Here is a 16,646-nt window from a genome sequence, read left to right as displayed (position 1 = left end):
CTACATAAATAAATAAGTGGTGGCTAAATTTGCATCGTTATTAACTACATAATATTATGAAAAAGATAATCTATCTAGTTCCTACGTTGTCTTTAGTAGGTTGTACCTCACAGCACGTAGAAGAAAAGCCGAATGTGATTGTGATTCTTGCCGATGATCTGGGATTTGGTGATGTCAGCGCTTACGGCTCTACTACGATTCATACTCCGAATATCGACAGTCTGGCTCATGGCGGAGTTTGTTTCACGAACGGATATGCCACTTCGGCAACTTCCACTCCCAGCCGCTACGCTTTGATGACCGGAATGTATCCGTGGAAAAATAAGGATGCAAAAATCCTGCCGGGAGATGCTCCTCTTATCATTAATGAAAATCAGTTTACCTTGCCGAAGATGATGCAGCAGTGCGGGTATGTGACCGGAGCTATCGGAAAGTGGCATTTGGGGATGGGAGACGGCAATGTCAACTGGAACGAAACCGTCAAACCGGGTGCCAAAGAAATCGGTTTCGACTACTCTTGCCTGATTGCGGCAACCAACGACCGTGTCCCGACGGTTTACGTGGAAAACGGTGATGTAGTAGGACTCGACCCGGCTGACCCCATCGAAGTAAGTTACGAGCATAATTTTGAGGGCGAACCGACTGCCATCTCTCATCCGGAGATGCTGAAAATGCAGTGGGCACACGGACATAATAACTCTATAGTAAACGGAATTCCTCGTATCGGATATATGAAAGGCGGACAGAAAGCCCGTTGGAAAGACGAGGATATGGCCGACTATTTTGTAGATAAGGTAAAGAACTTTGTTACTGAACACAAAGGTGCTCCTTTCTTCCTGTATTATGGCTTACACGAACCTCACGTCCCTCGTGCTCCCCACCAGCGATTTGTGGGCAAAACAACGATGGGGCCTCGTGGCGATGCCATCGTTGAGGCAGACTGGTGTGTCGGCGAACTGCTTGCCCACTTGAAGAAAGAAGGCTTGTTGGAAAAGACACTGATTATCTTCTCCAGCGATAACGGGCCGGTTCTGAATGACGGTTACAAAGACGGTGCTCCCGAACTGGCAGGCGATCACCTTCCTGCAGGAGGTCTGCGCGGAGGTAAATATAGTTTGTTCGACGGTGGTACGCATATTCCTCTGTTTGTTTATTGGAAAGGAAAGATTCAGCCGGTCGTATCCGATGCACTGGTTTGTCAGGTAGATATTCTCGCTTCTCTGGGTTCGATGATACATGCCGATTTGCCGGAAGGTTTGGATAGTCGGAACTATCTGGATGCTTTCTTCGGAAAAGAGCAGACTGCCCGCAAGGATGTAGTGCTGGAAGCGCAAGGACGTATGGCTTATCGTTCGGGCGACTGGATTATGATGCCTCCTTATAAAGGTTCCGAACGAAACCTGACCGGAAATGAATTGGGTAATCTGGGTGAATACGGATTATTCAATGTAAAAGCCGACCGGACTCAACAACAGAATATGGCGGCACAACAGCCCGAACTTCTGGACTCCCTGAAGCAGAATTTCTTTGCTGAAGTGGACGGTTATTATCGCAGTGAAGTAGAAGAAGAACCATTAAAATAAGGTCAAATGTTTATTCTGAACATAAATCCCGTTGATAAAACAATCGTTCTATTCTACCGGAGTTTATTTCTCTACCTTTGTTCTGTTCGATGTCGGACAATTAACCTTGAAGTATGTATATGAAAATGAAAGCTTTTTTAATGTTTGTATTGCTGTTCTTATGTTCGATGGGAACAAAGGCGCAGGATTTGGGGGCGAACTATAATGAAAATATAGATTACCCGATTACGGAAATAGAGATGTTGAAACAGTCGAAAGTGACTTGGGTGAGAGGATTTGTCAATATCCCCAATCTGTTTCTTCAGAATGAAAACGGGAAGATTGTTGGTGTGAAAGAAAATGCCATCAGGACACATATTCCTACACTGAAATTTATTCAGGCCAAGAAAGCCTTGGGCGACCGTGTGAAATTTATATTGAGCCTGAAAATACCTTTTGAATTATATACCGACACGGTTCCCAAAGTAGGAACTAAGGAGATGGAGTACATATTTCAGGCAACTGAAGTATTACTGAAAACCTATGATATGGCGAAGAATATTGAAATACTTGTCATGGGTAACGAACCGGAATGGGAGAATGCATTGGATACCGATCTCTGTCATGCGGACGGTGAGGATTATCGGGCATTTCTGAATGAGTTTGCCAATCGGCTGACTGCCTGGAAACAGGCTAATGGATGGACATTTGATATTTATGCCGGAGCATTGAACCGTGTATCCGAATTGCCGAAGAGCGAAACGGTACCTGCGGTAGTCTCTGTGGTTAATAACAATCCTAATGTTGTAGGGCTCGACTTACACGTTCACGCATTGAAAATCAACCAGGCGGAAGATGATTTCCGTATTATCCGCGATAAATATGGTGTAACAAAGAAACTGATTTGCACGGAATTCTCTATGGTACGTGCTTTAAATCCTCATGTAGCCGACGCACTGGGAGAATGGGGAACCAAGCATGGTTATACGGCCGGGATGAAAATTTACGAATATCTTAATCTGATAGCCGAAAAAGCTAACGCCGGTACACCGGTCAGTGCAACCGAGTTCAAGAGCCTTTTTGAGAGTTATTCCTGGTATCCGAAGAATTGGTATAAAACTTTTTATGAGGTGTTCAAGAAATATGATACGTATGCCATTACCGGACGTTTTAGTGTGGTTCCCGGTGGAGCGAGAGCTGTTTACGATGCGAAGACTGAAATGTGGGAACTTGGAGGAATTTATTTTTCCCGTTATTTAGGACTGGATGCAGACGGATTCTACAATCCCAATCCATTGCTGTATCCCGATTTCATCGCTGCCCGGGATGGATTGGCAGTTTCCAGCCTTGTCGGAGGGCAACGGGAATTGTTCATTCGTTGGGGGAATGGAGCCGATAAAACAGGTATATTGTCAGTAACAGATGAAAATGGAACAGAGGTAGTACGTCGGTCGCTTGATTCGGAGAATGACTATACATTGGTTGAAAATCTTGTTCCCGGAACTGCCTACCATGTAGCATTGCTGAAATCGGATGATGCCGTGTTGTGGAAGGATGATGTTAAGACCAAGTCTGTAACAGGAAAGTTTCCTTTGTTGAAATATCAACAAGTGGATGAATATATGTTAGTACAACTATTAAATTTGCCGGCTGATGTCTCATCTTATAAAGTAAAGCTGGATGGACAGGAAATCAATATAGTGAATAAGAACCTGAACGGACAAATACTTACCGCCGAAGTGACTTATAAGGATGGATCGGTAGAAATATTGTCGACAACTATTAGAAAGTAATTATCTTAAATTTATTCGCTTATGAAAGTAATATATGTAGTGTTGGTATGTTTGTTGGCTTTCACCTCTTGTGCGGAGACGGAATATGCCGAAAACGGGGTTGATAAGAAGAATATAACAGGATATACCGAAGTTGGGTTTTATAGTTTGGATGGAATTTGTACTTTTACAGAGCAGGAACAACTTCAGGCTGCAATTAATCCTAAACGGTTGACTTATCGCCTGCAAAATTCGGATCAAAGCAAATACATTCATGTGAAGTTTGACGGGAAGCCCACGGCTGTCGGTCAAAAGATAAAGGCTGAATTCTCATTCCAAGGAGTTTCTTTCCTCAAAGAAGGGATGGAGATGGAGGTAGTTCGTATAGACGGAGATAAAGTTTGGTTGTCAGGAGATAACGTCGGTATGGTAATCCCTGTTTTTAATAATTAAAAGAAAGATATTATGAAAAGATACATTCCTATTGTAGCGTCATTAATGGTGTTTTCGTTGATATCATGTGGTGAAGTCATGGATCTGACACAGCCGGAAAAGGCTGAAGTTACCTATTCCAATATTACCTTGTCGCTTTATCAGACAGGCAAATATGATTTATATCTGGATGAGCCGGAATACCAATATAACATTATGGTGGAGAAAAGCCATTGCGAAAAAGAAGCAAAGGCGAAATTGGCTGTTGTCGATGCCAAAGAGTTTGGTGAAGAATATCACCTCTTACCTGTGGAATATTATGATCTGGATGGAAATAATTTTAATTTTAAGGGGGACGATGTCCTGCGTATGGTAAATTTGCGCTTCCATGATTTAGGTACGCTTGACGGATCAAAGAAATACGTTCTCGGTTTGAAACTGGTTTCCGACGATCTTGCAGTCAATCAAGAGAAAAGTACAATGACTTTCTTCCTGCAACAGAAACAGGGAGAAATCGACAACCCTTATACCGTGGCGACAACGAACGACTTGATAACTCTCGGAGAGAAACTCAAAGATGGTAAGACGATCTATGCCAAGATAGAGAATGATATTGATTTGCAAGGTGTAGACTGGCAACCGATAGAGACCTCGGTTTCCAAACAACTTGTATTGGATGGAGGCGGCCATACGATTCGTAATCTGAAAGTAAATACTTCCTCTTCTGTTAATCAGGGATTCTTTGGATTGTTGGTTGGTAAGTGTTCCAATATAAACTTTGAAAATGCGCAGATTACAGCCAATACAAAGATGGCAGGCATCCTTGCCGGACAGGTGGGAGCTGCTACTTCTCCGGGTATCGTGGAGAATGTTCGGGTATCCGGTACGATTTCTTTAACTTCGGGAACGGGAGCGGCTGCCTGGGATAACGGTCAGGCTGGTGGTATCTGTGCAAGACTTCATGGTGCAGATAGTAAAATTCATCAGTGTACATCGGCAACGGATATTACTGCCGTATGGTGCGCCGGCGGTATTTGTGGGGAAACGAGAGGCGGAGCAACGATCTCTCAATGCTCTTCCACTGGGGATATTGTGACTGAATCATGTGTAGGAGGCATCGTTGGACGTATGTTATATTCTATCGTTACGCAGTGTTATTCTTCAGGTCTCGCACAAGCTTTCCCGATGAAAGTGGCGAATCCTGCGGGTGGTATTGCCGGATTTGTAGATCCTAGTCCGACAGCTGTGATCTCTTATTGTTATTCCGATTGCGAGATTTCCGCTCAAAATCAGGTAGGCGGTATTATGGGATTTGCTAACAAGGCGACAGGAATCACCGTAACACATTGTGTGGCTTGGAACCAGAAATTATTCTCTAACGGTGCACCTAAGTCGGGAAGAATTTGCGGACGCTTTAACAAGAATGAGGCTAATAATTGCTATGCGAATCCAAATATGGAATGTCGTTTCTCTGCCAATACGCCCGCTATCGTAGACGAAGAAATACCCGATTACGGAGCACAAACATTTGGTGCCGACCGTTACAATGGTCTTTCTACGATGAGTACCCCGATAGATGCTGCCAAGGCTCTTTCTTGGGATGAAGCAATATGGAATCTCGCAGGGGAGAAACCCGGTTTGGTTTGGATGTTAGATTGAAATTTTGTAGATGAGATAAAGATCAGATATAGAATAAAATAGGTATGAAAAAATATAAAATGACAAAAAGACTTATTCTCGCATTAGGAATCATTGGTTTGTCTGTCACTGGGGTACGGGCTGATTCGGTTAATGAGAAGGAGATCACTTATGCCGATCCTACAATTTATGTGGAAAACGGCAAGTATTACCTCACCGGCACACGCAATCAGGAACCGCAGGGCTTTGCTATCCTCGAATCGACCGATCTGGAGCATTGGACGGTGCCTGATGGAACCTCCCTGCAACTGATACTTCGGAAAGGAGATCGAACGTATGGTGAAAAAGGCTTCTGGGCACCTCAATATTTTAAGGATAAAAGAACTTATTATTTCACTTATACCGCCAATGAGCAAACGGTGATCGCTTCTTCCAAATCGGTGTTCGGTCCTTTCCGGCAGAAGGAAGTCAAACCGATAGACGCTTCCGCTAAGAATATAGACTCTTTCCTATTTAAGGATGATGATGGAAAATACTACCTGTATCATGTCCGCTTTAATAAAGGCAATTATCTTTGGGTAGCCGAGTTTGACATAAAGAAAGGAAGTATCAAACCGGAAACATTGAAACAATGTATGGACTGTACGGAGCCTTGGGAAAAGACTCCGAACTATAAGTCTGCACCGGTGATGGAAGGACCGACTGTTATGAAGTGGGACGGGGTATATTACCTCTTCTATTCTGCCAATCATTTTATGAATATCGACTATTCGGTAGGTTATGCCACTGCTTCTTCCCCTTTCGGTCCGTGGAAAAAGCATCCGAACAGTCCGATCATTCATCGCAGCCTCGTAGGAGAAAACGGATCAGGACATGGAGATGTATTTAAAGGTCTGGATGGAAAATATTACTATGTTTACCACGTTCATCGTTCAGATTCCACCGTGTCCCCTCGTAAAACACGTATTGTTCCGCTCATCCTGAAGAAAGGAAACGATGGCATATACAACATCACCGTAGACAAAGAGCACGTCATAAAGCCAATGTGGAAATGATTTGTTCAGAAATGTAGTAGAGAAATCTATTTTGCACATTTGTACGGGTTTTGAGGATAATCTTCCTTTTCATTTGAAGATTTTCCCGCTTAATTTGTGTCTTGAGATAAAGAATTTGTTAACAGTTAAAAATAATGTTTATGAAAAGAGACAGACTTTATTTTTCTTTCTTATGTCTTTGTTGCTTTTTGTTTTGTGCGCTGGACGTGCAGGCACAACAAGATTATTGGAAGGGACAAGTGAAGGATGCAGTATCTGGTGAACCGATGATTGGCGTCAGTGTTCGCGTGAAAGGTACGGGAAGCGGTACGATTACTGATTTTGACGGTAATTTTACTGTGAAGGCATCGAAAGGAGACATACTTGTCATTTCTTATGTGGGTTATAAAACTCTGGAACTGGATTTAAAGAATAAAACGACTTTAGGAGTAATCTCTTTAGGAGAAGATACGGAGACACTGGAAGAAGTGGTAGTGGTTGGATACGGTGTACAGAAAAAGGTATCCAGTGTCGGTTCCATTGCTACTGCAAAAGGAGATGATTTATTAAAGATAGGTAGCGTGAACTCCGTTTCCGAAGCCTTGCAAGGTCAGATGCCGGGTGTGGTTGCCATCAATTCCACTTCAAAGCCGGGAGCCGATAAAGCTTCTTTATTGATTCGTGGTAAGTCTACTTGGGGAGAAGCGGAGCCACTGGTATTAGTGGATGGTATCGAACGTGACTTCAACGATGTCGATGTGAACGAAATCGAATCTATTTCTGTACTGAAAGACGCTTCGGCAACTGCGGTTTACGGTGTGAAAGGTGCGAACGGCGTTATCTTGCTGACAACCAAACGCGGACTCGAACAGAAACCGGAAATATCATTTACAGCTAACTTCGGTTTTAAACAACCTTCTGCTGCTCCTGAATGGTCTGACTATGTGACCTCTATGAAACAATATAACAGAGCCCAGGCTAATGATGGTAACTGGGGAGCAATGGTTCCCGAATCTACCATTACCGCATGGGAAAATGCGTATGCTACCGGAAATTACGGTCCGTATAACGATGTCTTTCCCGAAGTGGACTGGTGGAAAGAACTGGTAAAGAATGTAGGTTATGAACAGGCTTATAATCTTAATGTACGTGGTGGTACGAAGAAAATGAGTTATTTCGTATCTTTGGGTTATTTGCATGACGGAGATATTTTTAATACTACCAAACAAGAGGATTTCGATCCTTCCTTCTCTTACCGTCGTTATAACTGGCGTAGTAATTTCGACTTCAATATCACAAGTACTACTAAACTTTCGTTCAATGTGGCCGGTAAGATGGGTTATCAGAACCAACCGTCTTATTATGAGAATGTCGATTCTCCGGATGAACGTTTTTTTAAAACGTTCTTTACGGCTCCAAGTAATGAATTTCCGATTAAATATAGTAATGGAATATGGGGAGACGGGTTAAGTTCCGATCAAAATATAGCCTGTCTGATGAACGAAGGAGGTAGTCGTAATATTAAACAGCATCAAGGTTTCTATGATGTAATCTTGAATCAGAAGCTGGACTTTATTACAAAGGGACTGTCATTGAAAGCATCATTGTCTTACACTACTTCTTCTTCATGGACTACCCAGATTATGCCGGGTAAGATTTTGGGTAAGGATGACTTGGTTGCCCAACGTACGCATATTCGTATTAATCGTGTGTATGATTACACGAATCCTATTTACAATGCTGACGGAACAATTACTTATAATTATACCGAGAAACGCTATCCAGATGAAAATGCTCCCGGAGATTTGCCTGTCGGTGGTGTTTATGACGGATTCAAGGCTTACGGACGTAAACTTTATTACGAATTAGCATTGAATTATAGTCGCCAGTTTGGCGATCACGATGTAAGCGCCTTATTTGTGTTTAACCGTAAGATGAACGAATCAACCAATACTGCTAATTCGGGTGTGATGAACTTCCCGGCTTACGAAGAAGACTGGGTAGGCCGTGTCACTTACAACTTCAAAGAGCGTTATCTTGCTGAATTTAACGGTGCCTACACTGGTTCGGAAAAATTTGCTCCGGGACGCCGTTTCGGATTCTTCCCCTCTGCCTCTATTGGTTGGCGTATCAGTGAAGAACCATGGGTAAAGAAATTGACCAAAGGTGTACTGACCAACCTGAAAGTGCGCTATTCGTATGGAGTAGTTGGTAATGATAAAGGTGCTACCCGTTTCAACTATATTCAGAAGTTTGAGCAACTATCTGCCAATGCGCAGTTTGGTAAATATCAGACCAGTAACTGGGGACCTTTATACAAAGAAGGAAAATTGGCCGACCCCGATGCTACCTGGGAAGAATCTATTAAGCAGAATATCGGTATCGAAATAGGTTTGTGGGGTAAACTAAACTTTACTGTGGACTTGTTCGATGAAAAGCGTAATAACATTTTGATGACACGTAATACGATTCCGTCATGGGCCGATAGTGGTATTGCTTTTCCGCAGGTGAATCTGGGTAAGACTAAAAATCACGGTCTTGAACTGGATATTGCTTGGAACGACCGTATTGGAAAGTTTAATTATTACGCGAAGTTTAATTTTGCAACCAGTGAGAACCGTGTTGTCTTTATTGATGACCCGAAGAATCAGAGCGAATATTTGAAAAAAGCCGGAAAGTCAATCGGATATGTGAATAAATACCTGGCAACAGGAAACTTCCAGTCATTGGATGATATTTATAACTCGGCGCAGTCCACTATTGCCAATGGTACACATAATACATTGATTCCGGGAGACTTGTATTACATCGATTATAATGGTGACGGCATGATTGATGCTAAGGATATGGTTCCGATGAAAAACCTGAACTATCCGACTACTACCCTCGGATTTACATTGGGAGGTTCTTACAAAGGAATCGGATTCAATATGTTGTGGTACAGTGCTATGGACGTTTATAAAGAAGCGATTCCTTCCTATTTATGGGATTTTCCGGAAGGTAATATCAAGGCTCAACCAAATACGTTGAATACATGGACAGCCGATGCTCCGATTCAAAGCGGTCCGATTCGCCCCAGTATTCATGTTCAGAGAAGTTATAATTCGGTGGCTAGTACATACACATATACCAACCATGCTTATCTTCGCTTGAAGAACCTGGAAGTGAATTATCAGATTCCGAAGCGTTGGTTGCAGCCTTTACGTCTGACAAAACTGCAAGTATATGTCAACGGTACCAATCTGTTGACGTTCTCAAAAGGTGATTCCCGCCGTGACCCCGAACATTCGGGACAGAATGTTTATCCGGTGGTGAGACGTTATAACATTGGTTTTAGATTAGGATTATGAGACACTTTAAATTTACTGATATGAGAAGACATAAGTTGAATTGGATATGGATCATTCTATTGGGGCTGTTTGTAGGAAGCTGTGAGGACTATCTGGACCGCTCTCCTGATGACGGACTTTCCGAAGATGATGTTTATAAAGATTATAGCAGTTTGTTAGGGTTCATGGACCGCATCTTTCAAAATGATGATATATTAATCTTTACACATGGTATCAACTCTTATTCGAATACATACGTAACGGTAGGTAATTTATCGGATGAATATGCATCCGTTCGCGATAATGATCCGTCGAAGTTTGTCAATGCAGGTAATTGGCTGGAGAATGCTAGTACACGTTTCGAAATAGGAAGTAAAAGTGACGGGAAGAATAACAAAAGTGCTATTGCTCGTGCCTATACCGGACTTCGTATCGTGAACCGTGTAATTAGTGGAGTCGATCAAGTGAAATCCATCACAGACGACCAAAGGAGAAAACTGTTGGGACAGGCTCATTTCCTGCGTGCCTACTTCTATTTTGAGATTATCAAACGATATGGCGGAATGCCCATCTTTGACCAGCTTTGGGGAGCATCGGACGACTTTGACTTTCCCCGTAAAACTTATCAGGAATCCAATGCTTGGATGCAGACAGACTTGGATAAAGCCATTGAATATTTACCTATAAGCTGGCCTGACGAGGAACATGGGCGGCCTGACAGAGTAGGCGCCATGGCATTAAAAGCGATGACACAGCTGTATGCTGCCAGCCCTTTGATGCAGAACGACTTGAATTCTATTGAAAACAAAGGATATGGAAAAGAGATGGCTGCCGAAGCTGCCCGTAGTGCGCAAAAGGCGATCAACGCTATTGAAAGCCACGAATATTATCGCTTGATGAATCACGACGAATATCGTAGTATTCAATTAATGCCTAATTCCAATCAATTCGCACAGCCGGAATACTTATGGTTCCTGCGTTGGCATCATGGCAACTGGTCTGCTTTCGTCAGAGCGCAATGGCTGACACAACCATACGATAACAAGACCGGTGCCGAAGGTACTCCTTATAATGCTCCGACACAAAATGCGGTAGATATGTACGAACGTAAGGGAGCTGACGGCAACTACTATCCAATCACTGATCCGCGTTCCGGCTATGATGCGGTAAAGACTACCGACCCTTACTCGGACAGAGACCCTCGTTTCACTAATAATATCCTCGTGCCCGGTGAGCAATGGGGAAAGAATTTACAGGGTGTTCCCTATTATCTGACTACTTATTCGGGCGGTTACTCCGAGAACTTCATTTCTACCAATCAGTTTACGAGAGGCTCTCAACAGACCGGATATATGTGTAAGAAGTTCATTTGGCCGGAAGCAAGTGTGCCTTTGTTTGGCGAAGCTGGTTTCCAATTATATCGTTTGGTGGCTGTGTACATTCGTGTTTCGCAAGTTTATCTGGATATGGCAGAGGCTTCATACGAAGCGACAGGTGATCCGGATGCAGTCGTTACGGGTTGTACGATGTCGGCCCGTCAGGCTTTGAATAAAATCCGTGTAAGAGCCGGAATCGGTGAACTGCCGGATGGAGTTGACTTTAGAGAAGCTTATCGCCGGGAACGTGGTGTGGAATTGATGTTCGAAGGACACCGCTGGTATGATATCCGCCGTTGGATGATTGCTGAAGACCTGTTTAAGGGTGAATATCCGATCATGGGTGTCAAAGCAACTCCGATCAACCATTCTTATACGGCCAACCAGTTGAAAGAGGATAAAGCCTGCACTTATAAGTTGACCGACTTTACTTACGAGTATGTCCCGGTGAGGACAGCCGTACGGACGTTTAACAAGCGTAATTATTGGTATCCGCTACCGATGGATGAAGTGGCGGCTTTGGATAATCTTCAACAGAACCCCGGATGGTGATACCTATAAATAAAGAAAAGTATATGAGAAACAAGATTAGATATATAAGACTGATAGGGCTCATATTTGTCCTTATTGTTGGCTCTAGCCTGACTTTCGCACAGAATAAATCAAAGAGAAAGTCGGCGAAGAAGCCTTTGGTGGAAGTAGTTTCTATTGTTACCGACGAGAAAGGTAACCCGTTGAAGAATGTTTCTATCATTTGTGGAGAAGGCGCAGTCGTTCTATATACAGATGCAAAGGGACGTTTTCAGACGAAGGTCGAGAATGACGCAACCGTCATGGTGGAGGCTTTGGGATATGAAGATAAAGTGTATAAGCTGACAGGCAGCAATATCGTTCCTGAAAAGATTGTCCTGAAGAAAGAGCCTCTGTTCCTGACCGAAGAATCGCTGGTGAATAGAGCCGATGGTGGCAAGACATATAAAGGGAATGAAGTAGGCGCAACGAGCGTACTGGAGAACGGACAGTTCGGAACGTTCCCTGATTTGACGCTGACTAATATGCTGCAAGGTAAAATGTTAGGTCTGCAAGTTCGCTCCACAGTCAGCGGATTGGGTAATAATACGCCTGATTTATTTATCCGTGGCCAGCATGGCATGTCGGAGAATACAGCTATTGTTATCATCGATGGTGTGGAACGTCCGGCAGCGGATTTGATTCCTGAAGAAATCGAACGTATCGAGTTGCTGAAAGATGCCACTGCCAAGATTCTTTATGGGGCACGTGCTGCGAATGGCGTACTTTGGGTGACTACCCGCAGAGGAAAGGCCAACCGCCGCATTTATAACGCAACCGCCGAAGCAGGTGTGGTACAGATGACGCGTACTCCTGATTTTCTGAATTCTTATCAGTATGCTAATCTGTACAATGAAGCGCGTGCAAATGACGGATTGACTCCTTACTATAATCAGAAACAACTGGAAGGATATAAAAACTCCAAAGGAGCCAATGACCTATTGTATCCGAACGTCGATTTGTACGATCAGTTATTGAACAAAAATGCCAACTATCGGAAAGTATCGTTCGATATGACGGGTGGTACCGACAGAGTGCGTTATGCCCTGATTGCCGGATATGTAGGAGGTAGCGGATTTGAAGACGTCACCTATACTCCGCAATTGCACCGCCTGACTCTTCGCGGAAACCTCGACTTCAATGTAACGGATTTCCTGACTATATCCGCAGACGTTGCCGGACGTATGGAAATGCGTAAATGGGGGCAATTGGACTGTGGTCAGGTATTTACGGCCCTGTCTACGCATCGTCCGAATGAATACCCGCTGACTATGTCACCGGAAGAAACCGGACTGGCCAGCTCGGACGGGATTCCCTTGTTTGGCGCAAGTCTGTTGCGTCCGATGAATGCATACGCGGAAACGATGTACGGAGGATATACGGATGAGCGTTATACACGCAGCCAGACCAATATCGGTTTGAAATTTGATCTTGATATGCTGACAAAAGGATTGAAAGCCGGTGCTTTCCTTTCTTTCGACAACTATGATTACCTGCAACTCTCTTTGAGCAAAGTCTATCCGACGTATGCCATCAAGACATATCGTGACTTTGCCGGTGAGGAACAAATTATGTACACCCAGATGAAGAAAACAGATGTAGCCACTTCACAAAGCCGGAAGTCGACTACCTTGCAGCAGACATTGGGTTGGAATGCCTTTGCCGCATACGAGAATACATTCAACCAAAAGCATGATGTATCGGCACGGCTGACTTACATGTACTCGAAAACAACGAATCAGGGAGTGACCCAAGACATCATCAATGCAAACTACGCATTGCGTCTGAACTATATGTATGACCACCGCTATGCTGTGGAAGCCGACATGGCATTGATGGGAAGCAACCGTTTCAAATCGGGAGATAAATACTTCTTCTCGGCAGCAGGCGGCCTAGCCTGGATTCTAAGCAATGAAGATTTCCTGAAAGACAATGAATACGTGAACTTCCTGAAACTGAAAACCAGTGCCGGTATATTGGGCTATGACAGAAGCACGGAACATTTATTGTATGAACGTGCCTGGTCGCAAGACGGCAGCTTCCGGTTCGGAACAACGAACAACGGTGCTACGGCTTACTATTCCACTTTTGTCCGTGCAGGCAATCCGAACCTGAAATGGGAAAAGGCAGCAGAATGGAACATCGGTGTGGAAGGCCTGTTCCTGAACAACCGCTTATATACCGAAATAAACTATTTCCGTGAGAAACATACGGACATCATCGGTTCTGTCGATGCCTCTTACGGGGATTATACAGGCAACTTTACCTACCAGGATAACATGGGCTCCGTCTTGAATCATGGTATAGAAGGAATGTTCACTTGGAGCGACCGTATCAACGACTGGTCTTATTCGGTAGGAGCTAATTTCGTATGGTCTAAGAATAAAGTATTGAAATGGAACCAGGTGAAACATGGTGAAGAATACCGTTATACAGTGGGGCGTTCTACCGATGCTATGATGGGACTGGTTGCCGAAGGATTATTTGGCAAAGATGTAGCCATCAACGGACATGCCCCCCAGACGTTTGCCGATTATCAGGAAGGCGACATCGCCTACAAAGACCTGAACGGCGATAAGATCATTGACGGTCGTGACGTAAAGGAACTCGGAAACTCATTCCCACGTACTACATTGGGCATCGATTTCAATGTAAGTTACAAAGGCTGGGGATTGTATCTTCAGGGATATTCCGAACTGGGCGTTCACACTTGGGCAACAAATGCTTATTATTGGAACAATGGAGAAGGTAAATACTCTAAACTGGCATTAGATCGTTATCATCCGGCAAACAATCCGACCGGAAGTTATCCGCGCCTGACAACCACTGCCGGTGAGAACAATTTCCGCAATTCTTCTTTCTGGTTGAAGAATACAAGCTTCTTCCGTATGAAGAATGTTGAATTGAGCTACACGTTCAATCAGTTCTCCCCAAGTTCGGTCGTGAAGAAGATGAAGGTTTTCGCTCGTGGTGCAAATTTGTTTGTGCTTTCTTCCGTGAAAGATTTGGATCCTGAATTGCTGAATGCCGGTGTGACAAACTACCCGGTGACGCGTACTTTTACAGGCGGAGTCTCTTTTGTATTTTAATTTTGAACAATTAATAGATGGCAATATGAAACATATATTAGGAAGTTGCGTTTTAGCAGGTCTGTTTCTCTTTTGTGCTTGTGACGACACATTGGATACAAAGGTGACATGGCAGATCGGAGACTCTGATACCTGGAGAGTGCCGGAACTTGCTCAAGGCGTACTATATAAAGCTTATAATGGCATAGCCAACCGTCCGGATTGTTTTGAAGATAACTTTCTGGATTGTGCTACCGATAATGCAGTGACTAATCTGCGCAGCTCTTCTGTCTATAAATTAAATATGGGTGGGATGACAGCGTTTAACAACCCAATCGGAAACTGGAGTAATGCGTACAACATGCTGAACTATGTAAACTCTTTCCTCGAAAACGGCTTAACCGACCAAGTGCAGTACAACCGCACCGACCCGGAAGTGGACAAGCAAATCAAGCTGCGTCTGGAAGGTGAATCGTATTTCCTGCGTGCATGGTGGCATTTTGAGCTATTGAAGATGTACGGCGGAAAGGCGAAGAATGGAAAAGCGTTGGGTATTCCGTTGGCAGATCATTTTATTTCGCAGGATGAGGCCGCGCAGAACGGTGAATTTCTTCGTCCTACTTATCAGGCAACAGTCGATTTTATCGTCAACGATTTGAATAATGCCATCGAGTTATTGCCGAACGTGTATCAGGGAGATGACTTGGAGTTCGGTAATACACAAATCGGTCGTGCCACGAAAGCGGCGGCAGCTGTTCTGAAAAGTCGTGCGCTTTTATATAGCGCAAGCCCTGCCATGCAGGATGATGACGTGACGAAGATCACCGGCATGGGACAATTCGAAATACTGAACCCTACGGTTTACCAAGCAAAATGGGAAGCGGTAGCCAAAGAGATCAATAAGATTCTGGGCATGGAAGGTTTCGGAACTTATGTTCCTGTTACGGCTTCCTCCATTGCCGATGTTCAGACGGAAAGTTCCGATTATGCTTTCCGCAGATATTTTAATAATAACCTGTTGGAAGGCCTTCATTTCCCGCCGTTCTACTACGGAAGTGCCCGTGCCACTCCTTCTCATAATCTGGTAAAGGCTTTTTATGCGAAGAATGGTTATCCGGCAACCGATGTTCGTTCCGGTGTCGATCTGTCTGATCCTGATTTCGATCTGACGCAGCTTTATGCCGTACTGGATAATCGCTTTGCGCTGAATGTCTACTATCATAGTGCTACATTTGGCGATTCCGGTCAGCCGTTGGATATGTCCGAGGGTGGAAAAGATTCTCCTTCGTTTAGTGAGAATGCTACACGTACGGGTTATTATCTGGCTAAATTCGTTTCCAAGAAATCGGCTATGCTGAATCCGATTCAGACGTTAAACTCGGTTCATTACAATCCTTTGTTACGGAAATCGGAAGTTCTTCTTAACTTTGCCGAAGCTGCCAATGAGGCTTGGGGCAACCCGACGGTGAAAGCCGAAGGATGCCTGTATTCTGCATACGAAATATTGAAAACAATCCGTTCGCAAGCCGGGGGTATCAATTTTGATCTTTATCTGGATGAAATGGCTCAAAGTAAGGACTCGTTCAGAAAGTTGATTCAGAACGAACGTCGCTTGGAATTTACTTTCGAGAATCATCGTTATTTTGATATGCGTCGTTGGGTATTACCGTTGAACGAAGAGGTGGAGGGTGTTGCCGTTACCCGCAATGAAGATGGCACATTCAGCTTCAAAGTACAGAAAGTGGAACAACGGAAATATGAAGTGAAAAACTATTTCATGCCATTACCGTATGCAGAGCTGGAAAAGAATAAGAATCTAATGAATAATCAGGGTTGGGAATAACGTGCTGTTGATATAAATACTT

The 16,646-nt window shown here is 43.8% G+C and carries 9 protein-coding genes; all 9 read left to right on the top strand.

Features of this window, described 5'->3' with window-relative positions:
* The first annotated feature begins 56 nt into the window (after positions 1-56).
* The 9 genes from HMPREF9009_RS03225 (at position 57) to HMPREF9009_RS03185 (ending at position 16,624) form a co-directional block, all read left to right on the top strand.
* Entirely contained in the window at positions 57-1,583 is a 1,527-nt protein-coding gene (locus tag HMPREF9009_RS03225) for a sulfatase-like hydrolase/transferase (protein ID WP_049701420.1), read from the top strand.
* A gap of 113 nt (positions 1,584-1,696) precedes the next feature.
* The gene (locus HMPREF9009_RS03220; RefSeq protein WP_009040299.1) at positions 1,697-3,355 is read left to right on the top strand and encodes a hypothetical protein; all 1,659 of its coding nucleotides are present in this window, start codon (positions 1,697-1,699) and stop codon (positions 3,353-3,355) included.
* Between the two features lie 21 nt (positions 3,356-3,376).
* The gene (locus HMPREF9009_RS03215) at positions 3,377-3,787 is read left to right on the top strand and encodes a hypothetical protein (RefSeq protein ID WP_004317373.1); all 411 of its coding nucleotides are present in this window, start codon (positions 3,377-3,379) and stop codon (positions 3,785-3,787) included.
* 12 nt (positions 3,788-3,799) lie between these two features.
* A complete protein-coding gene (locus tag HMPREF9009_RS03210; protein WP_049701419.1) occupies positions 3,800-5,425 on the top strand; it encodes a DUF1735 domain-containing protein in 1,626 nt (541 codons plus the stop codon).
* 44 nt (positions 5,426-5,469) lie between these two features.
* Positions 5,470-6,459 (top strand): glycoside hydrolase family 43 protein, encoded by a 990-nt coding sequence (locus tag HMPREF9009_RS03205; RefSeq protein WP_009040301.1) that lies wholly within the window; start codon positions 5,470-5,472, stop codon positions 6,457-6,459.
* Positions 6,460-6,599: 140 nt separating this feature from the next.
* Positions 6,600-9,788, top strand: a complete 3,189-nt coding sequence (locus HMPREF9009_RS03200; protein ID WP_049702229.1) for a SusC/RagA family TonB-linked outer membrane protein — start codon at positions 6,600-6,602, stop codon at positions 9,786-9,788.
* A 20-nt stretch (positions 9,789-9,808) separates the two neighbouring features.
* Positions 9,809-11,695, top strand: a complete 1,887-nt coding sequence (locus HMPREF9009_RS03195) for a RagB/SusD family nutrient uptake outer membrane protein (RefSeq protein WP_049701418.1) — start codon at positions 9,809-9,811, stop codon at positions 11,693-11,695.
* A gap of 23 nt (positions 11,696-11,718) precedes the next feature.
* On the top strand, positions 11,719-14,802 hold the full coding sequence (locus tag HMPREF9009_RS03190; protein WP_049702228.1) for a SusC/RagA family TonB-linked outer membrane protein: 3,084 nt from the start codon (positions 11,719-11,721) through the stop codon (positions 14,800-14,802).
* Positions 14,803-14,827: 25 nt separating this feature from the next.
* Positions 14,828-16,624 (top strand): RagB/SusD family nutrient uptake outer membrane protein, encoded by a 1,797-nt coding sequence (locus HMPREF9009_RS03185; RefSeq protein WP_004307747.1) that lies wholly within the window; start codon positions 14,828-14,830, stop codon positions 16,622-16,624.
* Positions 16,625-16,646: the final 22 nt, after the last annotated feature.

The sequence above is a fragment of the Bacteroides sp. 3_1_13 genome (genome assembly GCF_001185845.1).
In the GTDB taxonomy this organism is placed as follows: Bacteria; Bacteroidota; Bacteroidia; order Bacteroidales; family Bacteroidaceae; genus Bacteroides; species Bacteroides xylanisolvens.
The sequence above is the reverse complement of the archived record's forward strand: the minus strand, read 5'-3'. Positions and strand labels throughout refer to the sequence as shown.